Origin of the sequence: Pseudomonas marginalis (assembly GCF_008692035.1) — a bacterium.
Classification (GTDB): Bacteria; Pseudomonadota; Gammaproteobacteria; order Pseudomonadales; family Pseudomonadaceae; genus Aquipseudomonas; species Aquipseudomonas marginalis.
In genome coordinates, this window is the sequence record NZ_VTFG01000002.1 from 1,118,494 (window position 1) to 1,143,691 (window position 25,198).

The window sequence follows — 25,198 nt, forward strand, 5'->3', positions numbered from 1 at the left end:
AGGCCGGCCCGCGCTCAAGGGATCACGCCGACGGCTGTGAACCCTGGACGACCGGGGTCGGCTGCAGCTTGAACACGTAGAACAACACGGTCAGCAGCACCAGGAAGGCCGGCCCCACATACAGTGCCACGCGGGTATCCGGGAAGTACGCCATCAGGCCCACCACCAGTACCAGGAACCCCAGGGCCAGGTACGAACTGACCGGGTACAGCCACATGCGGTACTTGAGGGCTTTCTGTTCGGCCGGGCTCAGGCTCCTGCGGAACTTGAGCTGGGCCAGCAGGATCATGACCCACGTCCAGATCGCGCCGAAGGTGGCGATGGACGTGACCCAGACGAAGACTTTCTCCGGTACCAGGTAGTTGAGCAGCACGCCCAGCAGCAAGGCGAAGATCGACAACAGCAGCGCCTTGCGCGGTACGCCGTTGCTCGAGGTGGTAGCGAACGTGGCCGGCGCCTGGCCGTTCTGCGCCAGGCTGTAGAGCATGCGCCCGGTGCTGAAGATGCCGCCGTTGCACGACGACAGTGCCGCAGTGATCACCACGAAGTTGATGATGCCGGCGGCGGTCTTGATGCCCAGGCGCTCGAAGGTCATCACGAACGGGCTGCCCTGGGTGCCGATTTCATTCCACGGGTAGATCGACAGGATCACGAACAACGCGCCCACGTAGAACAGCAGGATGCGCCAGAACACCGAGCCGATGGCGCGGGGAATGGTCTTCTGCGGGTTCTTCGCTTCACCGGCGGTGAGGCCGATCATCTCCACGCCCAGGTAGGCGAACATCACCATTTGCAGGGACATCAACACGCCCTGGACGCCATTGGGCATGAAGCCGCCGTGGCTCCACAGGTTGGAAATGCCCAGGGCCACGCCGTCGTTGCCGAAGCCGAAGGCAATGATGCCGACGCCGCCGATCACCATGGCAATGATGGTGACGATCTTGATCAGCGCGAACCAGAATTCGAACTCACCGAAGGCCTTCACCGCGATCAGGTTGATGGTGCCCATGCTGATCAGGGCTGCCAGGGCCCAGATCCAGCGCGGCGTATCGGGGAACCACACGCCCATGTACACCGCCACCGCAGTGATCTCCGCCACGCAGGTCACCAGCCACAGGAACCAATAGTTCCAGCCGGTCAGGAAGCCCGCCAACGGGCCGAGGTAGTCCTGGGCATAGCGGCTGAACGAGCCGGCGACCGGGTTGTGCACGGCCATTTCGCCGAGGGCGCGCATGATCACCAGGATGGCCAGGCCACCGATGATGTAGGACAGCATGATGGCCGGGCCGGCCATTTCGATGGCCTTGGCCGAGCCGAGGAACAGGCCGACACCGATACAGGCGCCGAGCGCCATCAGGCGGATATGCCGTTCGCCCAGTTCGCGTTTGAGCGGGCCGCCCGAAGCGGTCTCGCCATGGGGCAGGTGGTTGCCGACTGGCATAGGGATACAACCTCGTCTTGTTATTGGATATGAGCCTCCGAGTCCGGCACGCCACGGCGGGTCAGCCATGGCATGCCGTCTCCGGTGAACCTTATGGGTCAACCGGTCTGGCCGGGCCAGATCAGGGGGGTGCAGTATAAAAAGCTCAACCCAGTGATTTTCACTCTATAAACGGCAATATTCAGCGGGAACTCCCGGAGAACTCCGATTGCGCGGTGGGAGTATCGCACGGCAATGGTGCGCGGCTTAAGCCCATTGCCCTGCGTACTGACCCTGGCGGCGCCCACATCGGCACGTCGAAGAACCACGTGCGGGCCATGGGCAGGCTGATTTCGCCGCGATGAATCGCCAGGGGTTGCACGGGGTCGCCCGCACGCCGACAAATTTCTCGGCGGTGCCCATCAGCGTCTACGCTTGAATCAAGTCCGATCAATCTGCCGGGATGGATCAATCGACTATGGGCGCTTTATGGCAAACCGATTCAACCAAGGCTGCGGCCCCCACCGACAGCATGGACGAACAGCCATTGCCACGACGCTCCCGCAAACGGCTGTACCGGTGGCGAATGGCGTGGCTGTTGCTGGTGATCGGCCTGATCGCCGCAGGGTTCGCCGCCCAGCGCGAAATGCGCACGTCCCATTGGCAGGCCCGGGAACTGAGCCGCCTGGCCGCCACCTTGAACTACCGGCTCGAACCCGGCCCCAGCGATGCCGTGGTCTATCCCGGTGACGGGCCTTTCGACAAACGCCTGGGCTACAGCGACCTGGATGAATTCCTGCCGCGCCTGCTCAAGCGCAACTATCTGGTCCAGAGCCAGGTGCGCTTCTCCCCGCCCCTGATGACCTATGCCGAGCGCGGCCTGTTCGTGCCTTATGGGGAGAAAATCCAGGCCGGCCTGTCGATCAGCGATTGCCGCGCCGAGCCGTTGTACCGGTTCACCTACCCACAGCAGTCCTACCAGCGTTTCGACGCGATCCCGCCGGTGGTGGTCAACAGCCTGCTGTTCATCGAGAACCGCGATTTGCTCGACCCGGCCCAGCCCCAGGCCAACCCGGCGGTGGACTGGCCGCGCTTCGCCAGGGCGGCGTGGTCGCAAGTGGCCAAGCTGTTGCACTTGCCCGGGCAGACCGCCGGCGGCAGTACCCTGGCCACCCAGCTGGAAAAATACCGCCACTCCCCTGACGGGCTGACGCTGTCCGGCGGCGAGAAACTGCGCCAGATGTTTTCCGCCAGCGTGCGCGCCTATCGGGATGGCCCGCAGACCTTGCAGGCGCGCCAGGACATCGTGCGCGACTACCTCAACAGCGTGCCGTTGTCCGCCGTGCCCGGTCACGGCGAAGTGCATGGCATGGCCGGAGGGTTGCGTGTGTGGTACGGCGCCGACTTCGACCGCACCAACGCGTTGCTCGCCGACACCCGCCCGCAGGACCTCGCGCAAAAGGGCCTGGCCCTGCGCGAAGTGTTGTCGTTGATGATTGCCCAGCGCCGGCCTTCCCATTACCTGTCCAAAGGCCACGCGGAACTTTCGAACCTGACCGACAGCCACCTCCGCCTGCTGGAGCGGGACGGGATCATCGACCCTGCCCTGGCAAGGGCCGCCCTGGCCAGCACAGTGAGTTACCGCGACTGGCAGCAACAGCCGACGCTCCAAGCGATTGACACCAACAAAGGCATCAGCATGGCCCGCAGCCGCCTGGCCGCCCTGCTCAACCGCCCGCTGTATGACCTGGATCGCCTCGACCTGTCCGCCACCAGCACCTTGCACAATGAGCTGCAAACCCAGGCCACGGCCTACCTCAAGCACCTGGCCGATCCGGCCTTCGCCGGGCAACTCGGCCTGCTCGGCCCGCGCCTGCTGACGCCCGCCAGCACCGCCCAGGTGCGCTACAGCTTCACGCTGTACGAGATGACCGGCGACGGCGCGCGGGTCCGGGTGCAGACCGACAACACCGACCAGCCGTTCGATATCAACGAGAGCAGCAAGCTGGAACTGGGCTCCACCGCCAAGCTGCGGGTGCTCACCACCTACCTGCAAATCATCAGCGAACTGCACCAGCGCTACGCCGACCAGACACCGGCTGCACTGAAAAAAGTCGATATCGATGAGCAGGATCGCCTGTCGCGCTGGGCCGTGGACTACCTGGCGCAAAACAGCGACAAGAGCCTGTCGAAGATGCTCGAGGCCGCCCTCGACCGGTCGTATTCCGCCAGCCCCGGCGAGAGCTTCTTTACCGGCGGCGGCCTGCATCGCTTCCATAACTTTCGCAATGAAGACAACGGCCGCAACCCGACGTTGCGCGACGCCCTGCGTGAGTCGATCAACCTGCCATTTATTCGCCTGATGCGTGACCTGGTGCGCTACAGCACCTATCACGCAGACAACAACAGTGCCGAGTTGCTCAAGGACGACAGCAACCCACGGCGCCAGGAATACCTGGCCCAGTTCGCCGACCGCGAAGGCACGACCTTCCTGCTGCGCTTCTGGAAAAAGTACCGCAACAAGGACACCCAGGCGCGGCTCGCCACCTTTCTCGACAGCCTGCACCCTACCGCCATCCGCCTGGCCGCCGTGCACCGCTACCTGTTGCCCCAGGCCAGCCAGGCGAGCTTCAACAGCTTCGTGCGCTCCCACCTGACCGGCAGCAAGGCCGCAGAAAAACTGACCGACGAACGCCTGGCCAGGCTCTACAACGACTACGGCCCCGGTGCCTACGACCTGCCGGACCAAGGCTATATCGCCAAGGTCCACCCCCTGGACCTGTGGCTGCTCGGCTACCTGTTGAACCACCCCGACGCCACCTTCACCCAGGCCGTCGCTGCCAGCGAGCATGAGCGCCAGGAAGTCTATGGCTGGCTGTTCAAGAGCCGCCACAAGAGCGCCCGCGACAGTCGTATCCGCACCATGCTGGAGGTCGAGGCGTTCCTGGATATTCACCAGCGCTGGCAGGCGGTGGGCTACCCGTTCGACCACCTGGTGCCGTCCCTGGCCACGGCCATCGGCAGCTCGGGGGACCGCCCGGCGGCGATGGCGGAACTGGTGGGCACGATCCTCAACGACGGCGTACGCGAGCCGACGCTGCGCATCGACAGCCTGCACTTTGCCGTCGACACCCCCTATGAAACCCGCCTGGTGAACAACCCCGACAAAGGCAAGCGGGTGATGCCCAGCGAAGTCGCCACCGCCTTGCGCGGCGCGTTGTCCCAGGTGGTGGATGCGGGCACGGCCAAACGCGTGTCGGGCAGCTTCAAGCTGCCCGACGGCACACCGCTGGCCATGGGCGGCAAGACCGGCACCGGGGACAATCGCATCGAAGCCATCGGCGCCGGTGGGCGCATCCTCAGCTCCAAGGCGATCAACCGTACCGCGACCTTTGTGTTCTATATCGGCGACCGGCATTTCGGCACGCTGACGGCCTTCGTGCCCGGCAGCGGCGCGCAGAATTTCACCTTTACCTCGGCGCTGCCGGTGCAGGTGCTCAAGGGCATGGCGCCGGTGCTGATGCCGTACCTGCAACCGGGCGGCCATACCCTGTGCAACCCGCCTCGTGCCGTGACCTCAACAGACTAACCGTTGATTTCGATGATGCGTTCGGAGGTGCCCTCCACCAGATAGAACCGATACGTCCGCCCGGGCTGTTTTTCAAAGCTGAACACCCGGCCAGGGAAGATATGGTTCTTGGTGGTCGGGGCGCAGGATGTACGGTCCTTTGCCGCGCAATCCTTGAACTCATCCACCACCACCACGGTGTTGCCGGCATTGCGCAAGGTGTAACGCTGCCCGCCGTTTTCGACCCGGGTGTCGAAGCGGCTGTCCTTGGGCCGCACGAAGAACACCGTGCCGTAGCCGGCCATCACCTGCACGCCTCCCACCAAGGTCTCTTCGTAGGCTTTGCGCTCTTCGTCGCTGAGACCAAAGCCGTCTTCGGTCTCGGGCGCGACCGGCAGGTAGCGTACCCGGAAGTAGCGCTCGCGGTCGCGATCGCCGATAAACACAAAACGCGTGCTCTGCATGCCGTCCGCCGGCACGATCAGGCGCGCCGGGCTGGCCACCAGGCCGTTGCGCACGCTGCCATCGGCTTCGAGCTTGAGCGGCACCTCGTCGTAGCTGCCGTCGGGCTTGTAGAGCATCTCGGTGACATTGACCTTGACGAAGGCCGTCTTGGTGCCGCCGTTGAATACCCGCTTGAGGTAGGTGCTTTTATCGCCGCGCAAATAATCGTAGAAGTCACCGACGTTGATGTTCGGCCCGGCCTGGGCATTGAGTGAACACAGCATCAAACCCAGCATTGCATATAAAGCCTTCATAACCACTCCTCTGCCCATCATCACGGCCGTACCGCATCGAACAGCAGCTCGACGCTGCCGTAGTACTCACCAGGGGTAAAACCATCCGCCGGCTCGACCGCCGAGATATCCAGCAGCACGCGCTTGCCCTGGCGCGCCTCGTCGTGCGGCACCACCAGGGTGTCATCGAGGCCCAGCACCTGGCCGTTGAAGGTGACGTTCAAGTCGATATAGGTGCGCCCGCCATTGAACAGCGTGGGCAACGCGCCCAGACGGGCGTTGATGCCGCCGGCGGAACTCTTCACGTCAAAGTGCTCGCGCAGCGGGCGCAGGCGCCCGGGTACCAGGTCCCAGACCATTTTTTGCTCGCGCTCCAGGAACCCGGGGTTGATCGGCAGGACGTAAAAGTCTGCGGTCGGGATGGTCACGGACACATCGAACACCTGTTCTTCACGGATCGCCAAGGCCTGGGTACTCAGCAATGCGCCCACCATCAGCAGCAGCGCCGCCAACACGAGCTTGCAATGTCTGCACGACTGGCGCGCGCCCCCTGGGGCTATTTCACTGACCATCAGCCTTTGACCTCATATGGTTTTTTTTCGCTGCCCTCGATCAGGGTGAAGCGGTAGGTACGCCCGGCCTGCCTGGCAAAGCTGAAGGCACGCCCCGGCAGGATGTGATGCTTGGTGACGGGCAGGCAGTCCTGGCTATCGCCACTGGCGCAGTCCTTGAACTCATCGACCACCACCACGCTGTTGCCGTCGTTATGCAGCCCGTACTCAACGGGTTGCTCATCGATGCGGGTGGCGAAGCGGGTGTCCTTGGGCCGCACGAAAAACACCGTGCCGAACCCCGCCAACACCGTGACCCCGGCTGACAGTTGATTCTTGTAGGCCTCGCGCTCTTCGCTGGAGACCACGAAATCGTCCTCGGGCTCGGGCATCACGGGCACGAAACGCAGGCGGAAATAGCGCTCGTTTTGCCGCTCGCCCAGGTACAACAGGCGTGTGCCCTGCATGCCATCGGGCGGCACGATCAGGCGGGCCGGCGTGGCCATCAGGCCATCGCGCGCGGCATTCCCGGGGGTGTTCTTGAGCTCGACCTCCTCGGCGCTGCCATCGGCGTTGTAGAGGATCTCCATCACCGAGACCTTGATGAACGCCGTACTGTCGCCACCGTTGAATATCCGTTTCAGGTAGGTACTTTTGTCACCTTCGAGGTAGTCATAGAACACCCCGACGTTGATGTTGGGAGCCGCTGGCGCCGACAACGGCAACCAGCACAGCGCACACAGCGCCAACAGATGTTTCATCGCCATAAATCCCCGTTAGAGTTCCGAATCCCAGACCACCGTGACCTGGCCTGAATAGGTGGTGCCGCCACGGCTGAGCATCTGGTCGGCGTAATCTTTCTTGACTTCGAAATGCAAGGTACCGGGCCGGCGATTGACGTAGAAACCAGGCTTGAACAGCTCGGTGCCGGCACCGCTGAGCAGCAGCGGCTGGCGGTTCACGGCGGCGCCGTCCTCGCGGGTCAGGCCGTAGGGCAGGCTGACGCTGACATCCACCGGCACTTGGTGGCCGTCGCTGGTGTTTTTCAACGCGCAGGTGTCACCGATGACCCACTCGCAGGCCATCTGCATCTTGAAACGCGACGATGCGGACATGTTGAAGGTCTGGTCACGGAACAGGCGCGCCGGTTTGCGGCCCTGGTTCAGCCAGGCTTGCCAGCCGCCTTTAGGGACCAGTTCAATACGGTTTGCACCGGGAGGAACTTCGACCTTGAGTTCATGCAGCACAGACAGGGTGAAGTTCAGGGTCAGCGTAGGACTGCTGGGCATCATCATGTTGCCCAGGTCAAAGTCCTGTCCGGGCCCCACGGTATATTGATGACTGCCGGTGTACTCCCCTGAAGACATGCCTAAAGGGTTAGGCGTGCTGAGTTCGTAGGCAAATTCCAGATGGCTGAAACGCATCGTGGGGATATCGAACCTGGCCTGCTTGGCACATAGCGAACCAACGGGGGCTCCCCAGAAAAATGCAAACGACACGCCCCAATAGGCGCTCACCCCGGTACCTCGGCAAGGACTCGGCGCGTACACCCAATTAGAACCGGTCCACAAGCGTTCATGCGCCTGCAAAGGAGTAACGCCGCCCCCCACCAGGTTGACCAGATTCGGTACCGAATACGTCGAACCGATCCCCAGGATCCGGACCCTGACCGTTTCCACTTCCTGGGTCTGTCGATGGATAACCGTCAGGTCCTGCCACTCCGTCGGGAGTTTAAACATTGCTCCTTGCCGGGGATCCGTATGAAACGCAGGAATCGTCCCAATGGATTCAGACGAAATACCAGCCCTGAGGCTGAATAGATTCAGGGCGGCACATTGAGCGGGATAAACCACGCAGTAACCCGTGTTCGGGGTTTTATTCTCGAACTTGTTCAAATGCGGATTTGCAGGGTCCGGCCGAAACTCAGCCTGGATGTTCATGTGTACCGCCATTGCGGGCATTGCCAGCAACGCCAATAGCGTACAGGCCGCAACGCTGGAGCAACGTCCTATCCGTTTCCACACCTTCATGTCTTTACTCCAACACTACGTAACTGACGGCGCTTCATACTTGCGAATCCCAGACCACCGTGACCTGGCCCGAGTAGGTGCTGCCTCCCCGTTCGAGCATCTGTTCGGCGTAGTCTTTCTTGACCTCGAAGTGCAAGGTGCCGGGCCGTCGGTTGACATAGAACCCCGGTTGAAACAACTCGGTACCGGCACCGCTCAGCAGCAACGGCTGGCGATTCACCGGCGCACCGTCCCCGTGGCTCAAGCCATGGGGCAGGCTGACGCTGACATCCACCGGCACTGCGTGGCCGTCGGTGGCGTTTCTCAAGGCGCAGGTATCGCCCATCGTTCGCTCGCAGCCCAACTGCATCTTGAAGCGCGACGAGGCGGAGATATTGAAGGTCTGGTCACGGAACAGCCGCGCGGGTTTGCGGCCCTGGTTCAGCCAGGCCTGCCAGCCGCCCTGGGGCACCAGTTCAACGCGATTGCCCCCCGGCGGTACTTCGACCTTGAGGTCGTGCTCCACGCTCAAGGTGAAGTTGAACGTGAGGGCGTTCTTGGAGGGCATCATGACGTCGCCGAAATCGTAATCGCCGCCAGGGCCCATGGTGTAGGTGATGCTGCCGGTGTATTGCCCGCTGGACATGCCCAAGGGGTTGGGCGTGCGCAGTTCGTAGGCATACTCCATGGTGTTGACGTTCATCCTGAGCAGGTCCTGTGACGGTTTCCGGCTGCAAGGGCCGGCCCCTTCAGGCGTCAGCCAGAAGTACGAAGCGGACGCGGTACCCGCTGCAAGATGGTTGGTGCTTTGGCAAGGGGAAGGAGCGTACCGCCACTGTGTTGACCAGGCGATCCCTGGCTGCCCCCATGCCGAAACGCCTGGAGGCCGGGGGACAGACCAATACCCGCCGATGCCAGCGATCCGGACTTGAACGATCTCTGTTTCCTGGGTGGTGGCATGGGTCACGACCAAGTCACGCCAAGCGGACGGCACCTTGACCATGAAGCCCTGACGCTCCTCCTCATGATTGGCAATGATCGGTGCGACGCTGTTAATCCTGAGGGTAGTGTCCCGCAGGCTGAAAATACCCAACGCCTTGCAGCGCGCCGGAATATGCGCGGCGCAGATCGAGCTGATCGGCGTGGTGTTTTCGAATTTGTTCACCATGGGGTTGGACGGGTCGGGGCGAAACCGCGCGGTGATGTTCTCGTCGGCCGTTGCGCCAGCGGAACACAGCAGGACGGCCATGCCCAGGGCGAAACGGCGAGGCGGGCGGGCCCTGGGGTTTTTCATAACGTTGTTTAGTCTCGTCATCATGCTCAACCGGCAATCTGTTCGGCGGTGGTGGAGTCGGCCAACGTATCCGGCGTGCAACGCAAGTCACCGATCATCAGCACGCTGTTTTCGCTGCGGGCCTTGGAGGGGTCGAGCCGGAACTGGCAGAGCAACTGGTTGTTACGGCGCACTTCGAGGGTGGGTGAACTGGCGTTCATTTCCAGCGAGAAGAAGCCGTCAACCTCGCTCACCCCACGGGTGGCGTGATTGATCACGTGCAAGCCCTTGAGCGGTTTGCCCTGGGGATCCACCAGGCGACCGAGAACGGTCACGGTTTGCATCACACTGATCTTGCGATACTCCACGCCCCCCTTGTTCAAGTGGTAGCGCGTGCGCGGCGGCTGGATCGTGGCCGAGGGTGCATGGTTGCCTTCGAAGTCGAAGCTCACCGAGCTGCCCTTGTAGGCGGTGATCGGGATGAAGTTGCGGCCGGGGCGCAGGGCCGTGCTGCCGCCGCTCAGGTCGTCGGCGCGCAGGGCGATGTCATCGACGTCGGTCTCCACGTCCACGATCAGGCCGGAACCGGTGCCGTGGTATTGGCTGGTGAGCACCATCTTCTGCTGGCCCAGGGCGAAGGTGCTGTCCAGGTTGAGGCCGCCGGACAACTCGTTGTTGAACGACGAGCGCTGGGCATAGCCATCACCACTGACAAACTCGTTTTCGAAACTGGCCATGCCGGACAAACCGACGCCGTAGGTGTCGGTGGTTGCCGTGGCGGACACGCTTTGCAGCATGTGGTCCTGCAGGTCCTTGCGGTAGGTCAGCGAGGCATTGTTGTCGCGGGTCCCGTCGCGGGAAGTCCGCGTGCCGATACTGGCGGACCATTGCTCGCCCGGCGCGCCAAGGGCCAGGCTGACGCTCAGGTCAATCCCGCGGTTGCGCCGGTCGCCCGTGCTGGCGCTGGCGGGCCGGTCGAACACTGACAGCCGCCAATTGGCGTCGTTGCCGAACAGGTGGGTGCGTTCGGTCCAGCCCAGGTCCAGGCCGACGCCTTCGTTATTGCCCTCGCTGTAGAACAGCCGGCCATTGATCGAACGCAGGTTGCTCAGGCGATGGTTGACCGAAATCGACGAACTGCTGGTCTGGCCGACAAAGATGTCGCGCTGGCGAATACGCGTGCCATCGGGCAGGTTTTCGTAGGTGTTGCGGGTGTCGAGCCAGCTGCGGGTGTGGTTGAACACCACGCTGCCCATGCCGTAGTTGTATAAGCCGTTGAGGTCGAGGCCGGTGCCGTACTTTTCCGACCAGTACACGTTGGCGTACAGGCTGGCCTGGTCGGCCAGGGTCCAGTCGATCGAGGAGCCGTACTGCATGTTGTCCTTGACCTGGCGCCCGGATACACCCAGCACCACACGGGGATGCGCCAGGTAATTGAGGGAAACGCCGGCAGTCGGACTGCCGCTGCTTTGTTCGTCGAAATTACTCAGCAGTTTGCTTTCCTGGCCGGCGAACAGGTTGTAGCGCCAACGCTCGTCGTGGTTGCGCCAGTTGTTGGGCTTGTACACCAGCTCCTGGGTGGTGCTGGTGATCTGGCCGTCTTCCACCAGGCGCACTTCCACTTCATAGATGCCACCGGGCAGTGGTCGGGTGTCCAGGCTGTGCAGGCCGCTGCCGACCGGCTGGGTGTTGATCAGCAGGCCGTTGCGGTAAATCTCCACCGATGCCTGGCGGCTGGCGGTGACGTAGATCGGGTAGACCGCCGGTTTGGAGTTGTTGATCACCAGGCTGTCGGAACTGCCGTACATCACGCCGACCGCGGTGTCCGGGCTGGCACCGAAGGTGCGCAACTGGCGGGTCAGGCCTTCGGCGTTGGGGGTGAAGTAACCCAGGCGCAGGAAGTTGCCCTGCAACTCGCGCTGGGTATAGAGCGCATACACCGCGTGGTTGAGGTCGTCGTCATCGGGACCGCCGAGGCGCGAGAACTGCATGTTCAGGGTCTGGCTCCACAGGCCCAGGCTGCTGCTGGCGTCGATGCCGAAGCGCCCGCCCAGGTCCTGGCCTTCGCCGCCGCTGAGGTTCAATTGGTTGCGTACGATCAGGCCGGTGCTGCCACCGGTGGGCAGGAAATAGTAGCGCTGCGCCTGCTCATCACGCTCGGCGTTTTCGGTCAGCAGCGACACCGTGGAGTTTTCCAGGTTGTAGTGCACGGCCATGAGCCCATCCGGGCAGTTGCTGGCGCAGGCACCCAGGGCCACACCCTGTTTCAGGTAATCGGCCCACTGGTCGCGCTCTTCGTCCTTGATCACGCTGCCGTCGTGGTCGGTAAAGTCGAGCAGGGTCATGCGGTCATCACGGGTCAGGACTATCATCGCCTCGGAGACAAACTCCTGATCCAACTCAACCCTGACCGCCAGCGGCACGTCGAAAAAGTGCTCTTCAAAGTCCGCCGGCAGTCCCTTGGCCTGGGACAGCAAACTACGAGGGGTTGTACCGTCGGCGGTACCTGCCGCCAACGCGCCCGCACAAAACAACAGGGCGAGCGCTGCCGCGATGGGAGTCATCGGGAACATGAACGGAATACTCTGAATTCGGACGTCAAAACAGGGAGACCGATCGACCGACAAACGCTGCCTGCCGACCGGTACCGCTACCCAACAATAAGCCGCGGCTTATTGAGTCAACGGGCTTGGCGTTACGGAGTAACGCGTGGCTCGTGGTCGAACACGATGGTGTAGTTGGTGGTGAAGAGGCCGGAAATGCCATCCGCCGGCTTGGCTGCGGCCACGACCAGATCCGCCTGGGTACCTGGGGTGGAACTGGCGTCGTCGACCACTTCCAGCGGCGAACCGGTCAGCACCACACCGTTGAAGGTGTTCGTCAGTGCGATCGACGAAGTGCCGTTGGTCAACGAAGCAGGACCGCCTTCGATGTAGGCCTTGATCGAGCCATCCGTGTTCTTCACATCGTAGGTAGCGCGCAGCGAACTCAGTTCACCGCTGACGGTGTTGTAGGCCATGGTTTCATCACGACCGAAGTTGGGATCACGCGGCTGGACATGAAACTGCTTGGTAGGAATGGTGGCCTTGATGTTGATGACGCTGGTAGCTTCGCCGGCAGCGAACACGCTGGAAGAGCCAATAGCCAGAGCGATCAGTGGCAGCACGAAAGCGGTCTTTTTAAGCATTTTAAGTACCTGTAGTGACATCAGTCTTTAGTTGAGAAACGGTTTCTCGCGCCGCAAGCAATCGCGTAATGCGTGTCTTGCGACGCCGGTAAATACTCCCTCGAAAACCCATTCAACGATGCCAGCACATTCGTTTAACCGCGTAATTAATCACGACTGGGCAATACAGAAAAAAACAATATTATTCAATACGTTGAATATTAACTGTCATCTATGTATTACCTTTTCAAGCACTCGATACTACTTAGTTTATTCATTTATCTGTAGGACATTAACTACACGCACCGCAGACTCTAACTATTCAAGCGTTTCGCCTAAAGACGTACTTAATAAGTTTATTCCCAATTCATGAAATCGCCATTTAACGGTCAAATAAAGGATGGTAGCGCCGGAACGGATTGTGGGTCGTGACGCTCCTTCAGAAGCAGCTCTCGCCTGCCGGCACCGCTCGTCAGAAGATTTTGCATCGCTCATAAGATATATCTTAAGTTGTATCGAAATCAGACAAGAGAACATCACCATGAGAGACCCTCATCACCACCGAGACCACGGTGAGCGCCACGATGGCTTTGAAAAGCGCGCCGGCCGCGAACGCGGTGGGCGTGGCCCGCGTGTCTTCGCACCGGGTGACCTGAAACTGCTGCTGCCGGCGCTGATTGCCGAGCAGCCGTGCCACGGCTATGACTTGATCCGCCGCATCGAAACCCTGTTCGACGGCGCCTACAGCCCCAGCCCCGGGGTGATCTACCCCACGCTGACCTTCCTGGAAGAAAGCGAATTGATCGCCGGCGACGCCGAAGGTGGAAAAAAACGCTACACAATCACCGAGGCCGGTCGTCTCTTCCTAAGCGAACAGGCAGTGGCTCTCGACGGCATTCGCCTGCGCATGGACGTGAGCAAACGCTCGCTGCGCGGCCATGACCGCCCAGCGGAAATCCACGAGGCCGTGCATAACCTGCGCCATGCCTTGCATTCGCACCACGGGCGCTGGAGCCCGGAAGAAATCGTTCGTGTCGCGGCGCTGCTCAACGGCGCCGCCCAAGCCATTGCCGACGGGACAGCTCAATGAATACGCAAGCCATCCACCGCGTGACCCACGAAATCAAACGGCGCCGCCTCGAAGTCGTGCGGGTAGTCGACCTCACCCCGCGCATGCGCCGCATCACCCTGGGCGGCCCGGAACTGGCGGGCTTTATCAGCCTGGGCAGTGACGATCACATCAAGCTGCTGTTCCCGCAGAACGCTGCCGAACAAGCGGCGCTGGAAAGCCCGACCTTCAACATCAAGGGCGACGGCCCGCAACCGGCGATGCGCGACTACACGCCACGGCGCTTCGACCTGGACATCGGCGAGCTGGACATCGACTTCGTGCTGCACGGCGACGGCCCCGCCTCCACCTGGGCAGAACAGGCCACGGTCGGCCAGCACCTGTACATCGGCGGGCCACGGGGCTCGATGATCGTGCCGGATATGTTCGACAGCTATTTGCTGATCGGCGATGAGACGGCGATCCCGGCCATTGCTCGGCGCCTGGAAGAATTGCCGGCCGGGCGCAAGGTGCTGGCGGTGATCGAAATCGCCAATGCGGCGGAACGGCAGGCACTGGCAAGTGCTGCCGATGTGGAGGTGAAATGGGTCGTGCGCGGCCAGGACGACCTGCTCGACACCGTGCAGAAACTGACGCTGCCGAGCGGTTCGTTGTACAGCTTTGTCGCCACCGAAACCAGGCTGTCGCGCCAGGTACGCCGGGTGCTGCTGGACACCCACAAGGTCAATGAGGCGTTCCTCAAGGCGGTGGGTTACTGGCGTGCGGAAGGCAGCGAAGAGGAGTAAGCCTCAACAAGGACACCGCTGCCGCTGACAACCCCAGCGGCAGGCGCGTATCGAACGACGAGGCAGTACCTTTGCAGGTGATGGTGATCCCACCGTCCGGGCATGAATAGGTGAGCCGGCGGTTGCTGCGGTGGATCGTGTCGGCGGATCGGTACCTATTGCTCTTTGGTGCACATTGCCGAATGTTGATATCGATCGGGTTGTTATGTTGATCGTGCAGGTTAAATTCGGGGTGATTTCAAGGTCCTGTCCAGGCCGACCGCCGCCAGGGCAACCAGCACGAACCCCAGCAGGATCCCCCCGGCATTCACAAACACATGTGGATAACCCAGGGTGCCGACATCGATGAACGGGTACTGGTACTGCCCGAGCAAATCCCCACGCAGCAGCACATAGCCGAAGTACACCAACGGGTAGATGACCCACAGGCCAATGTGCTTGAGGCGCAACTGGCCCTTGGGCACGCAGCGCCACCAGTACAGCACGAACAGCAGCGGCATCACGTCGTGCAGCAGCTCATCAGCGATCCATTGAAAACCTTCGGGATGCCACAGATGCCGCAGCAACAGGCTGTAGGCCAGGCCCACCACCACGATGCTGACGGCGATGCCGCTGCTGACACCGGGGGTGAGGAAAAACCGCCTGGCTGCAGAATCGCGCTTCACCCACGCATAGCTCAGCACCACCGCTGCCAGGGTATTGGTCAGCACCGTGAAGAAACTGAAGAAGTTGATCAACCCACCGAGCAGGCTGGCGCCGGACTCCCAGCGCGAATAGAAAATCAGGTATTGCTGAATCGCCAGGCCCACCCAACCGGTCAGCGCCGCTGCCGCCACATACCGCTTCATGAGGTCAATCCAGCGGGCGTTTGGTGCGCATCAGCTTGACGTACAAGCCTTCGACCTTCTCCCGCGCCCATGGGGTCTTGCGCAGGAAGGTCAGGCTCGACTTGATGCTCGGGTCGCTCTTGAAGCAACGGATATCAATGCGTTCGGCCAGGCCTGCCCATTCGTAGTGTTCCACCAGGGTGGTGAGGACGTGTTGCAGGGTCACGCCGTGGAGGGGGTCGTTGTTTGTCGCGGTCATGCCGGGCCTATGAAAAAGTGTTCACGAAGGCGCACACCTTATCACTCCGCCCTGGCAGGTAAAAAAAGTTCCCGCCCTCGGCGAAAAAGAGATGTTATATTATAACTATACGTCTCAAGTCTTTTCGTCGTTTTGCCAAGGAATGTCCGATGTCCCTCTCCTCCCTGTGGCGCTTGTCGCCGCTCGCCGCCGCCCTGTTGATCAGCTCGGAAGCCCACGCCCTGGAACTGCAACCCCAAGTCATCACCGGCAACCCGCTGGGCAGCGAGCAACTCGCCTCGCCGACCACCGTGCTGGAGGGTGATGAGCTGACCCTGCAACAAAAAGGCAGCCTCGGCGAAACCCTGAACAAGCAGCCGGGCGTGTCGTCTTCGTACTTTGGCCCGGGCGCCAGCCGGCCGATCATCCGTGGCCAGGACGGCGACCGCATTCGTATCCTGCGCAATGGCGTGGGGGCGTTGGATGCCTCGTCACTGTCCTACGACCATGCGGTACCGCTGGACCCGGTGAATGTCGAACGCATTGAAATCGTACGCGGCCCGGCAGCGCTGTTGTATGGCGGCAGCGCCATCGGTGGCGTGGTCAACACCTTCGACAACCGCATCCCCACCGAAGCCATCGAGGGCATCCACGGCGCCGGTGAACTGCGTTACGGCGGCGCCGACACCACGCGCAGCAGTGCGGGCAAGCTGGAAGCCGGCAATGGCACCTTCGCCTTGCACCTGGATGCCAACGCGCGGGAATTCAACGACCTGAAAATCCCCGGCCAGGCCCGCAGCCGCCACGCCCCGGACAGCGATGACGCAACCGGCAAGAACGGCCGCCTGGGCAACAGCGACGGACGCCAGGACGGCGGCGCGGTAGGCGGCTCCTACACCTGGGACGACGGTTACGCCGGGCTGTCCTACAGCAACTACGACAGCAACTACGGCTCCCCGGCCGAGCAGGATGTGCGCATCCGCATGCAGCAGGATCACTACGGGTTCGCGTCCGAAATCCGCAACCTGCAAGGCCCGTTTACCTCGGTCAAGGTCGACGCCGGCTACACCGACTACGAGCACCGCGAAATCGAAGGCGGCGAAACCGGTACGGTCTTCAAGAACAAGGGCTACGAAGCCCGCGTCGAAGCCCGTCACCAGCCGCTCGGCCCATTCGACGGCGTGGTCGGTGCGCAGGTGACGCGCAACGAGTTCTCGGCCTTGGGCGAAGAAGCCTTCGTGCCGCAGACCGACACCAACGCCGGCGCGCTGTTTATCCTCGAAGAAATGCAAGCCACCGACCGCCTGAAACTCAGCCTCGGCGGGCGCCTGGAACACACCCGCGTCGACCCCGACGCCAAGGGCAACGAACGCTTCGCCGGCGCCGACAGGAGCAACCACTTCACCGCCGGCAGCCTGTCGTCGGGCGCGGTGTATACCCTCACGCCGATCTGGTCCGTGGCCGCGACCCTGGGCTACACCGAGCGCGCACCGACCTTCTACGAGCTGTACGCCAACGGTGCCCACGTCGCCACCGGCACCTATGAGTTGGGCGACGCCAACCTGAAGAAAGAGAAAGCCGTGTCCAGCGACCTGGCCCTGCGCTTTGACACCGGCACCCACAAGGGCAGCTTCGGCGTGTTCTACAGCCACTTCTCCAATTACATCGGTTTGCTGGGCACCGGTCGTACGCTGAACGACGAAGGCGAAGAAGACGCTGGCGGAATCCCCGAGTACGAATACTCCGGTGTGCGCGCACGTTTCGCCGGCTTCGAGGCCCAGGATCACTGGAAGCTCGGCGAAGGCGCCTACGGCAAGTTCGCGCTGGAGCTGTCAGGCGACTACACCCGCGCCACCAACCTGGACACCGGCGAAGCCTTGCCACGCATCGCGCCGCTGCGCTTGAACAGCGGCCTGCTGTGGGAACTGGACCGCTGGCAGGCGCGCATCGACGTCGAGCACGCGGCCGGGCAAGGGCGTGTGCCGGATAACGAGAGCGGTACCGATGGCTACACCACCCTGGGCGCGAGCGCGGGCTATCGCTTCAACGTCGGCGGCAGCCAATGGCTGGCGTTTGTGAACGGTGAAAACCTGACCAACCAGACCGTGCGCTACGCCAGCTCGATCCTGCGCGATATCGCGCCGGCACCGGGGCGCAGCGTGCAATTGGGCATCCGCACTACCTTCTAAACACACTGAAATGCCCCTGTGGGAGGAGGCTTACCCCCTCCCACCGTTATTGGGCAGCGACGATCTGTCACTGTTACCAAATCTGAAATGATGCATCTTGCGATTCGTGCTTTCTCTTGGTGCGCCAGCGCTTTATCCTTGTCGGCAATAACCTGAAACGTTTCACTCCCCCGGCCGACCCCACTTTGCTGATTATTCCTACCCGCCAAGACAGCGCTGTCTTACGCCGACCTGCGCACGGGAATAAATCGCCCACCTGTGGATAAGTCCGTTATCCACAGAAAAACGTAATTAACGCTGAACCAAGCCCGTGTCGAATCGTCATCTACAGTGAAGAAACACGGGGATACATAATTCCAACGTAACGGAGAAACACAACTATGAGCACTGACGGTGCTTCACGTCCGAGCCGCCTGCTGCCGAGGCTGCTAGGCGTCTTGCTGCTGATCATGGGCCTGGCCTTGCTGGCCGGCGGCGTCAAGCTGAGCCTGCTCGGCGGATCGCTGTACTACCTGCTGGCCGGTATCGGCATCACCCTGACCGGCCTGCTGCTGCTGGCCACCCGCCGCGCCGCGCTGGGCCTGTACGCGCTGGTGCTGTTCGCCAGCACCGTATGGGCCCTGTGGGAAGTCGGCCTGGATTGGTGGCAGCTGGTGCCGCGCCTGGCGCTGCTGTTCGCCCTGGGCATCGTCATGCTGCTCCCGTGGTTTCGCCGTCCGTTGCTGCGCGGCCAACCTGCCCCGCTGGGCACTGGCGCGCTGAGCGTGGCCGTGGTGCTGGCCGGTGCAACCGCCCTGGCCAGCCAATTCACCAACCCCGGTGAAATGGTCAAGACCGGCCAACTGGACCGCGACGCGGTACCGGGCATGGCCAGCGCTGCACCGTCCCAGGCCGATGGCGACTGGAACTCCTACGGCCGCTCGGCCTACGGTGATCGTTACTCGCCGTTGGCGCAGATCACTCCGGAAAACGCGCACAAGCTGGTACCGGCGTGGACCTATCGCACCGGCGACATCCCCGGCCCGAACGATCCAGGCGAAACCACCGCGGAAAACACCCCGCTGAAAGTCAACGGCATGCTCTACGTGTGCACGCCGCACAGCCAGGTGATTGCGCTGGACCCGGACACCGGCAAGGAAATCTGGCGCTTCGATCCGAAGATCAGCAGCCAGGGTGCCGAGAACTTCAAGGGTTGGGCGCACATGACCTGCCGTGGCGTGTCGTATCACGATGACGCCGCCTACGCTTCCGAGCAGAGCCCGACCGGCAGCGCCAGCCCGGCCGCCGCGCCGAATGCCTGCCCGAAACGCATCTTCGTGCCGACCGCCGACACCCGCCTGATCGCCCTGAACGCCGACACCGGCAAGATGTGCGAAGACTTCGGTGACAAAGGCCAGGTCGACCTGCGTGCCAACATCGGCAGCTTCGCCCCAGGCGGTTACTACTCCACTTCGCCACCGGCCGTGACCAAAAACCTGGTGGTGATCGGTGGCCACGTCACCGATAACGTCTCCACCGACGAGCCCAGCGGCGTGATCCGCGCGTTCGACGTGCACACCGGCAAGCTGGTGTGGAACTGGGACAGCGGCAACCCGGACGACACCACCCCGTTGGCCGAAGGCAAGACCTACACCCGCAACTCGCCGAACATGTGGTCCATGTTCGCCGTGGATGAAAAACTCGGCATGCTCTACCTGCCGATGGGCAACCAGATGCCCGACCAGTACGGCGGCGACCGTACCGACGATTCCGAGAAATACGCTGCGGGCCTGACTGCCCTGGACATCGACAGCGGCCACGTGAAGTGGACCTTCCAGTTCACTCACCATGACCTGTGGGACATGGACGTCGGCGGCCAGCCGTCGCTGATCGACATCAAGACCGAAGCCGGCGTGAAGCAGGCGGTGATGGCGTCGACCAAGCAAGGCAGCATCTACGTGCTGGACCGCGCCACCGGCCAGCCGGTGGTGCCGATCCACGAAGTGGCCGTGCCCCAGGGCGCTGTCGCGGGCGACCGTACTTCCCCGACCCAGCCGAAGTCCGAGCTGAACTTCATGCCACCGCCCCTCAAGGAGCGTGACATGTGGGGCGTGACGCCGTTCGACCAGATGCTGTGCCGCATCGATTTCAAATCCATGCGCTACGACGGCCCGTTCACCCCGCCCTCGCTGCAAGGTTCGATCGTTTACCCAGGTAACTTCGGCGTGTTCGACTGGGGCGGCATTTCCGTCGACCCGGTACGCCAGATCGCTTTCGTGAACCCGAGCTACATGGCGTTCAAATCCAAGCTGATCCCGGCGGCCGATATCGCCAAGCAAGGCCCGCGCGTCAGCGAAACCCAGGGCGTGCAGCCGAACAAAGGCGCGCCGTACGGCGTGATCCTCGAAGCACTGCTGTCGCCCCTGGGCCTGCCGTGCCAGGCACCGGCGTGGGGTTACGTGGCCGCGGTCGACCTGACCACCCACCAGACTATCTGGATGCACAAGAACGGTACCGTGCGTGACAGCTCGCCGGTCCCGGTTCCCCTGACCATGGGCGTACCGAGCCTGGGCGGCACCTTCACCACCGCCGGTGGCGTGTCGTTCCTCAGCGGTACCCTCGACCAGTACCTGCGGGCCTACGACGTGAAAAACGGCAAGCAGTTGTGGGAAGGCCGCCTGCCCGCCGGCGCGCAAACCACCCCGATGACCTACACCGGCAAGGACGGCAAGCAGTACGTGCTGGTCATGGCGGGTGGTCATGGTTCCCTGGGGACCAAGCAGGGTGACTACGTGATGGCGTTCAAACTGCCGGATTAAGCTGTATCGGCGGCAAAACCAAGGCGGCTCCCCTCACAGGTAGCCGCCTTTTTCATGGGGGGAGCAGGATTCACTGTGGGAGGGGGCTGGCCGGGATCAGTGTTCGATCACTTCGCCACGCATTGCCGCCAGGCGCGCGATCAAGCGATTCTGCACCGGTACTGCGATCCCTTCGCTGTCCATCGCCTTGATCAAATCCTCCACCAATGCGTTGAAGTCACTGCGGCTGAGGTTCTGGCCCTTGTGGCTCTCGGCCATGCTGTCGCCGGTGTAGGTGCACGGCCCACCCGCTTCCACGCAGAACTGTTCGATCAACTTGTTACGCAGGCGCTGGATATCGATGCGCCGGAAGCGCTCGACAATGCGTTCATCGCGGGCAATGTTGAGCAGCATGCCTTCGACGATGCGGGTAATGCCGGGCATGGCGCCAAGGTCGCGATACAGGCTGTCGTCCCTGGGCGGTTGCTGGGCACAGGCGCTGAGCAACAACGCCAGGCATACGGGTAACAGGCGCATCAGAAACTCCCCTGCACAGACAAGTAGGTGCCGTTCTGGTTATCCAGCGTGGCGATCTCCCCGAGGCGCGCGTAGGCCAACACGAAGGACACGTGCTTGTTGGGGAAGTAGCCAATGAACAGGTCCGCCCAGTCGCTTTCACCGGCAAACGAAAGATTGTCGGGCTTCTCGCGATACTCCACGCCCACCGCCCAGCGCGGGTTGAGCAGCAGCGCCACGGAGCCTTCCTTGAGCAGGCTGCGGCTGTCACGACGATCACCGCCAAAACCGAGCAGGCCGGTTTCATTGGCTCGGCTGTAGCGCAGGCTGGCGTTGACCAGCACGTTGTAGCCAAACGCCGCGCCCATGAACAGGCGGCTGGCAGCCAGGTAGCCTTCGACATCACTGTCACGCCTGGCACCGACCAGGCTGGGAATATCAAAATGGGTCTGGTGCTTGTATTCCAGGCCCAGCGCGACCTGGGGCAAGCGGTCGTAGATCACATCGCCGAACAGCCGCACCTTGAGCCCGAGCACGTCCTGGCCGAGCGTGTCCTCGGGCAGGTTGAGCCTGTGCACCAGCGTGCCGAGGTCGAAGCGCTGGCGGGCGAAAGACAGCTCGACCCGGTTGTCATAGGCCAGCGCCAGCCCCGCCACATCAAGGCGATAGTCCGGCAGGTCGACCGTTGTCGCGAACGCCGTGGCGCCCCATTCGTGCTGCTCGCCATAGCCGGCCAGCACCGCCCACGGCGTGATACCGCCGCCCGCCGTGCCCTCGATACTGCTGGCACCGCCCGTAGCGATCAGGCGACCGTTATCGGCCAGGGTCGTTTGCACGGTCAGGGCGGCCAGGCAGCCGATCAAGAGAGAACGTCGCACGTCAGCCATTCAATGCACCAGGGAAGTCTGCACGCCGAGGGGCAACGCCACCCAGGCTTCGAAAGCGTCGGCACTCAAGGGCCGACTGATCAGGTAACCCTGGGCCGTATCGCACTGCCAGCGCTCCAGCAGGCGCAGGCTGTGGACGTACTCGACGCCCTCGGCGACGACCTTGAGGCCCAGGTTATGGCTCATCTCGATGGTGGAGCGCACGATCACCGCGTCTTCACTGGTTTCATCGAGGTTACGCACGAAGGATTGGTCGATCTTCAACTCCTGTACCGGCAGGCGCTTGAGGTGCGCCAGCGACGAGTAACCCGTGCCGAAGTCATCCACCGACAGGCTGATGCCGCAGTCGCGCAGCAGGTGCAGGACCTTGAGGGCTTTTTCCGGCTCGCGCATCACCGCGCTCTCGGTGATCTCGAACACCAGTTGTTCTGCGGGCAAGCCATAACGCCGCAGCAACGCCGAGACCTGGTGCGCCAGTTCATCGCCAAGCAAGTCGTCCGCCGAGATATTCAGCGACAGCTGCAGATACAGCCCACGCCGGTTCCACTCGCACAACTGGCGAATGCCCTCCTCGATCACCCATTGGGTCAGCAAGCGGATACTGCCGGAGCGCTCGGCCAGGGGAATGAATTCTGCCGGCGAGACCATCCCGAACTGCGGATGCTGCCAGCGCAACAACGCTTCGGCCTGGCGCACATGGCCTTGGCGAATGTCCAGCTTAGGCTGGTAATGCAGCAGCAGTTGGCCTTGGCCGGGCGCGTGGCGCAGGTCGCGGATCAAGGTAATTTGCCGACGGTGCGCCAAGTCGCGACCGTGTTCATAGACATGCAGACGGCCGGGCATTTGCGTGGCGTCTTTCATGGCGATCGCCGCGCGCTCAAGCAAGGTGTGGGCACTGTCGCCATCGGCCGGGAAGGCGGCGATGCCCAGGCGGCAGTCCAGCGCCAGGTCATGGCCGTTGATACGCTGGGGCCGCAGCAACAGTTGTTGCAGCTTGTCGGCCAGGCCTACCGCCTCCTCACTGCCCGCCCCTTCGAGCAGCAGCAGGAATTCATCGGCGATCAGGTGCGCCAGGGTATCGCCGGCGCGCAAGGTGGCTTGCAGGCGATTGCTCACGTTGAGCAGCAATTGGTCCACGGCCTCCGGCCCGGCGGTTTCGCTGGCGGCGCGCAGGTTATCGATGCCCAGGTAGATCAACGCCATCGGTCGTTGCAGGGCAATCGCACTGCCCAGGCGCTCCATGGCCAGCGCACGGTTCGGCAGGCCAGTGAGGCGATCGTGCAGGGCGTTATGTGCCAGCTGTCGCTCGCGCTCGGCGATGCCGCTTTGCATGGCGTTGACCGCGTAAGCCAGACGGCCCAGCTCATCGCTGCGCTTGAGCACCACCGGCGTCTGGTAGTCGCCCTGGCCGATGCGTTCGGCCGCCAGCGCCAGCGCCTGGACCGGCCGCGACACGGTGCGGGCCAGCAGCAAGGCACCGAGCAACGAGGCCATCAGCGCCACCAGCGCAATGCCGAGGATCTTTTCATCCAACGGAATAAAGGCCTGCATCGCCGCATCCAGCGGGCTCTGCAGCAGGGCCAGGACCTTGCCGTTCTCATCGCTGGCCAACACCAGTGATTGGCTGAGGAAACGGCGCTCGACGTGGTCGGTGGTGGACACGCCACGGCGCGGCGAGTCGCCCTGCATCAGTTCGATAACGCTGCCATGCAGTGCTTGGGGCTGGGTGCTGACCAATTCGCCGGGGTGGCCATGATCGATCGCCAGGAACGACACTTCCAGGTTACTCAACGAGCGCAACTCTTCGGCAAATGCGCCGTCCATGCTGAAGCCCGTCACCACCCGCGCAATCGGCAGAGGCGCCAGCACCGAGGCTTCCACCAGCAGGTGCGGCTTGCCTTGCAACGGCACCATCAGCGTGGCCTGGCGATTGCGCCGGGCTTCGCGCAGTGCCTGGTCGTAGCGGAACGTCGAGCCTTCGGGCACTTCGTCGAGGGTGCTGGCCAGGACTTTGCCGTCCATGCCGAGCAGGATCATGTCGCTGGCGTTGATGCGCTTGCCATGGTTCAGCAGCACCGAGCGCATCGTCGCCGAATCGCCACTGGCCACTGCGTCGCGAAAACCGAAATCGGCGGCGAGCAGCTGCACACCATCGGCCAGGCGCCGGCCACGTACATCCAGCAAGCGTTCAAACACCCGCGAACCGACGTCCAACTGGGCCATGGCCTGGCCGCGCACCGCCGAACTGGTCACGGCCTTGACGCTGAAATACACCGCGCCGATGACCACCAGTGACAGCAGGATCAGCACGCAGGCGACCCGCGCCTGGAAGCTATTGCGCAGTTTCACGGGCAGCTCGATTGAAGGCATCGCCAAAGGCGGTAGGCGTCGGCGGAAGGTCTTCCGAAACCGGCTCCAGGCTCAGGACCACACGGTGGCTCAGGCCCGCAGCGGGCACGTGCAGGGTGCCGCCATCCACGGGCTGCATATCCGCCAGTTGCGGATGCCACAGGGTGGCGTGGTAATCACCGGGCGGCAGTTGTTCCAGGCGCACCCGGCCCTGGGCATCGCTGACGCCGAAGCGGGGGTCGTCGGTGACGTAGATGTAGCCGAGCATCCAGTCATGGATATTACAGCCCAGCACTACCACGCCGGGCTTGTCGAACAACAGCGGCTCGGTGGGCGTGCCTTCGTAGAGGCGCAGTTCGAAACGCTTGGCGGCGGAAAAGGAATAGACCTGGTGGCGAATATTGTCGCTGTTGGGAAAGCGCACCTGGGTACCGGTGTGCACCGCCAGCACATGGGGGGCAAAACGCTGGCCGCGCTGGTCCATGTCAGCCCTGGGTACGCCGGTGGGCACCCCGGCCGGACCTTGCAACGTCACCACCGCATCGGCGACCGGGCGGCCATCGGCCAGATGCATCAACACCTCGAGCGTCGCCGCCGAGGCCGGGAAAGCCACCGCCAGCAACAAGGCAACGCGCGGTAACAGGTTAACAAGTGAGGCCATGGGGGATCCGGGAAAAAGCGGCCAGCCTTGGCAAAAAATAAAACCAATGAACAGTATGATGCCGCAAATAAGGCAAAACGCCATCACTGAACACCCGTGCAGGCATCACCGTTGGTCGGTAAAAACTATGCAACCGGTCAAGCTCTGTAGAGGTTATCGACGCCAGCCAAAAAAGC

Annotated in this window: 19 protein-coding genes and 1 pseudogene; 5 read left to right on the plus strand and 15 right to left on the minus strand. The window is 62.7% G+C overall.

The features are described from left to right. Positions 1 to 22: 22 nt before the first annotated feature. Complete coding sequence (locus FX984_RS25355; protein ID WP_146475962.1) at positions 23 to 1,441, minus strand: amino acid permease; 1,419 nt, start codon at positions 1,439 to 1,441, stop codon at positions 23 to 25. Positions 1,442 to 1,898: 457 nt separating this feature from the next. On the opposite strand from FX984_RS25355, the gene FX984_RS25360 reads away from it, so the two are divergent. After that, the gene (locus FX984_RS25360; protein WP_146475964.1) at positions 1,899 to 5,009 is read left to right on the plus strand and encodes a transglycosylase domain-containing protein; all 3,111 of its coding nucleotides are present in this window, start codon (positions 1,899 to 1,901) and stop codon (positions 5,007 to 5,009) included. Here FX984_RS25360 and FX984_RS25365 read toward each other — a convergent pair. The 7 genes from FX984_RS25365 to FX984_RS25395 form a co-directional block, all read right to left on the minus strand. Next, on the minus strand, positions 5,006 to 5,746 hold the full coding sequence (locus tag FX984_RS25365; RefSeq protein WP_092356285.1) for a pilus assembly protein: 741 nt from the start codon (positions 5,744 to 5,746) through the stop codon (positions 5,006 to 5,008). The genes FX984_RS25360 and FX984_RS25365 overlap by 4 nt on opposite strands. Positions 5,747 to 5,766: 20 nt before the next feature. Continuing rightward, the gene (locus tag FX984_RS25370; protein ID WP_223841661.1) at positions 5,767 to 6,297 is read right to left on the minus strand and encodes a CS1 type fimbrial major subunit; all 531 of its coding nucleotides are present in this window, start codon (positions 6,295 to 6,297) and stop codon (positions 5,767 to 5,769) included. Next, positions 6,297 to 7,037, minus strand: coding sequence for a molecular chaperone (locus tag FX984_RS25375; RefSeq protein ID WP_146475966.1), 741 nt, complete (start codon positions 7,035 to 7,037; stop codon positions 6,297 to 6,299). Before FX984_RS25375 ends, FX984_RS25370 begins: the two co-directional genes overlap by 1 nt. Positions 7,038 to 7,052: 15 nt before the next feature. Next, on the minus strand, positions 7,053 to 8,015 hold the full coding sequence (locus FX984_RS25380) for a hypothetical protein (protein ID WP_223841662.1): 963 nt from the start codon (positions 8,013 to 8,015) through the stop codon (positions 7,053 to 7,055). Positions 8,016 to 8,340: 325 nt separating this feature from the next. Beyond that, positions 8,341 to 9,579 carry a hypothetical protein gene (locus FX984_RS25385; RefSeq protein WP_146475968.1) on the minus strand — a complete coding sequence of 413 codons (1,239 nt, stop codon included), beginning with the start codon at positions 9,577 to 9,579 and terminating at the stop codon, positions 8,341 to 8,343. A gap of 26 nt (positions 9,580 to 9,605) precedes the next feature. Continuing rightward, positions 9,606 to 12,131: a CS1-pili formation C-terminal domain-containing protein gene (locus FX984_RS25390; protein WP_146475970.1), complete on the minus strand. Its 2,526-nt coding sequence runs from the start codon at positions 12,129 to 12,131 to the stop codon at positions 9,606 to 9,608. A gap of 122 nt (positions 12,132 to 12,253) precedes the next feature. Then, the gene (locus tag FX984_RS25395; protein ID WP_027604636.1) at positions 12,254 to 12,745 is read right to left on the minus strand and encodes a CS1 type fimbrial major subunit; all 492 of its coding nucleotides are present in this window, start codon (positions 12,743 to 12,745) and stop codon (positions 12,254 to 12,256) included. Between the two features lie 520 nt (positions 12,746 to 13,265). Between FX984_RS25395 and FX984_RS25400 the strand changes: the two genes are divergently transcribed. Both FX984_RS25400 and FX984_RS25405 read left to right on the plus strand, forming a co-directional pair. After that, the gene (locus tag FX984_RS25400; protein ID WP_027604637.1) at positions 13,266 to 13,814 is read left to right on the plus strand and encodes a PadR family transcriptional regulator; all 549 of its coding nucleotides are present in this window, start codon (positions 13,266 to 13,268) and stop codon (positions 13,812 to 13,814) included. Next, a complete protein-coding gene (locus FX984_RS25405) occupies positions 13,811 to 14,578 on the plus strand; it encodes a siderophore-interacting protein (protein WP_092356270.1) in 768 nt (255 codons plus the stop codon). The genes FX984_RS25400 and FX984_RS25405 overlap by 4 nt, the downstream gene beginning before the upstream one ends. Positions 14,579 to 14,618: 40 nt before the next feature. On the opposite strand, the pseudogene FX984_RS32825 reads toward FX984_RS25405, so the two are convergent. The 3 genes and pseudogenes from FX984_RS32825 to FX984_RS25415 form a co-directional block, all read right to left on the minus strand. Next, positions 14,619 to 14,800: pseudogene (locus FX984_RS32825) on the minus strand (fimbrial protein); the annotation flags it as partial. Then, a complete protein-coding gene (locus tag FX984_RS25410; RefSeq protein WP_146475973.1) occupies positions 14,800 to 15,426 on the minus strand; it encodes a Pr6Pr family membrane protein in 627 nt (208 codons plus the stop codon). The gene FX984_RS25410 and the pseudogene FX984_RS32825, both read right to left, overlap by 1 nt. Positions 15,427 to 15,430: 4 nt before the next feature. Continuing rightward, entirely contained in the window at positions 15,431 to 15,664 is a 234-nt protein-coding gene (locus FX984_RS25415; RefSeq protein ID WP_027604640.1) for a VF530 family protein, read from the minus strand. 149 nt (positions 15,665 to 15,813) lie between these two features. Between FX984_RS25415 and FX984_RS25420 the strand changes: the two genes are divergently transcribed. Together FX984_RS25420 and FX984_RS25425 are read left to right on the plus strand one after the other, a co-directional pair. Further along, the gene (locus tag FX984_RS25420) at positions 15,814 to 17,832 is read left to right on the plus strand and encodes a TonB-dependent receptor (RefSeq protein WP_146475975.1); all 2,019 of its coding nucleotides are present in this window, start codon (positions 15,814 to 15,816) and stop codon (positions 17,830 to 17,832) included. A gap of 380 nt (positions 17,833 to 18,212) precedes the next feature. Beyond that, positions 18,213 to 20,630: a glucose/quinate/shikimate family membrane-bound PQQ-dependent dehydrogenase gene (locus tag FX984_RS25425; RefSeq protein ID WP_092356264.1), complete on the plus strand. Its 2,418-nt coding sequence runs from the start codon at positions 18,213 to 18,215 to the stop codon at positions 20,628 to 20,630. A gap of 96 nt (positions 20,631 to 20,726) precedes the next feature. On the opposite strand, the gene FX984_RS25430 is transcribed toward FX984_RS25425, so the two are convergent. From FX984_RS25430 to FX984_RS25445, 4 genes are read right to left on the minus strand one after another with little or no spacing between them, the layout of a single operon-like run. Continuing rightward, on the minus strand, positions 20,727 to 21,146 hold the full coding sequence (locus FX984_RS25430; RefSeq protein ID WP_098480321.1) for a group I truncated hemoglobin: 420 nt from the start codon (positions 21,144 to 21,146) through the stop codon (positions 20,727 to 20,729). Continuing rightward, entirely contained in the window at positions 21,146 to 22,012 is an 867-nt protein-coding gene (locus tag FX984_RS25435; RefSeq protein WP_169899452.1) for a DUF3034 family protein, read from the minus strand. Before FX984_RS25435 ends, FX984_RS25430 begins: the two co-directional genes overlap by 1 nt. Then, positions 22,013 to 24,361, minus strand: coding sequence for a putative bifunctional diguanylate cyclase/phosphodiesterase (locus FX984_RS25440; RefSeq protein WP_098480322.1), 2,349 nt, complete (start codon positions 24,359 to 24,361; stop codon positions 22,013 to 22,015). After that, positions 24,345 to 25,022 (minus strand): methylamine utilization protein, encoded by a 678-nt coding sequence (locus FX984_RS25445; RefSeq protein WP_098480323.1) that lies wholly within the window; start codon positions 25,020 to 25,022, stop codon positions 24,345 to 24,347. Before FX984_RS25445 ends, FX984_RS25440 begins: the two co-directional genes overlap by 17 nt. Between the last annotated feature and the right edge of the window lie 176 nt (positions 25,023 to 25,198).

Coding starts and splice junctions, on each gene's coding strand:
- FX984_RS25355 (WP_146475962.1), bottom strand. CDS start 1,441: ATGCCAGTCGGCAACCACCTGCCCCATGGCGAGACCGCTTCGGGCGGC.
- FX984_RS25360 (WP_146475964.1), top strand. CDS start 1,899: ATGGGCGCTTTATGGCAAACCGATTCAACCAAGGCTGCGGCCCCCACC.
- FX984_RS25365 (WP_092356285.1), bottom strand. CDS start 5,746: ATGAAGGCTTTATATGCAATGCTGGGTTTGATGCTGTGTTCACTCAAT.
- FX984_RS25370 (WP_223841661.1), bottom strand. CDS start 6,297: ATGGTCAGTGAAATAGCCCCAGGGGGCGCGCGCCAGTCGTGCAGACAT.
- FX984_RS25375 (WP_146475966.1), bottom strand. CDS start 7,037: ATGAAACATCTGTTGGCGCTGTGTGCGCTGTGCTGGTTGCCGTTGTCG.
- FX984_RS25380 (WP_223841662.1), bottom strand. CDS start 8,015: ATGTTTAAACTCCCGACGGAGTGGCAGGACCTGACGGTTATCCATCGA.
- FX984_RS25385 (WP_146475968.1), bottom strand. CDS start 9,579: ATGAAAAACCCCAGGGCCCGCCCGCCTCGCCGTTTCGCCCTGGGCATG.
- FX984_RS25390 (WP_146475970.1), bottom strand. CDS start 12,131: ATGTTCCCGATGACTCCCATCGCGGCAGCGCTCGCCCTGTTGTTTTGT.
- FX984_RS25395 (WP_027604636.1), bottom strand. CDS start 12,745: ATGCTTAAAAAGACCGCTTTCGTGCTGCCACTGATCGCTCTGGCTATT.
- FX984_RS25400 (WP_027604637.1), top strand. CDS start 13,266: ATGAGAGACCCTCATCACCACCGAGACCACGGTGAGCGCCACGATGGC.
- FX984_RS25405 (WP_092356270.1), top strand. CDS start 13,811: ATGAATACGCAAGCCATCCACCGCGTGACCCACGAAATCAAACGGCGC.
- FX984_RS25410 (WP_146475973.1), bottom strand. CDS start 15,426: ATGAAGCGGTATGTGGCGGCAGCGGCGCTGACCGGTTGGGTGGGCCTG.
- FX984_RS25415 (WP_027604640.1), bottom strand. CDS start 15,664: ATGACCGCGACAAACAACGACCCCCTCCACGGCGTGACCCTGCAACAC.
- FX984_RS25420 (WP_146475975.1), top strand. CDS start 15,814: ATGTCCCTCTCCTCCCTGTGGCGCTTGTCGCCGCTCGCCGCCGCCCTG.
- FX984_RS25425 (WP_092356264.1), top strand. CDS start 18,213: ATGAGCACTGACGGTGCTTCACGTCCGAGCCGCCTGCTGCCGAGGCTG.
- FX984_RS25430 (WP_098480321.1), bottom strand. CDS start 21,146: ATGCGCCTGTTACCCGTATGCCTGGCGTTGTTGCTCAGCGCCTGTGCC.
- FX984_RS25435 (WP_169899452.1), bottom strand. CDS start 22,012: ATGGCTGACGTGCGACGTTCTCTCTTGATCGGCTGCCTGGCCGCCCTG.
- FX984_RS25445 (WP_098480323.1), bottom strand. CDS start 25,022: ATGGCCTCACTTGTTAACCTGTTACCGCGCGTTGCCTTGTTGCTGGCG.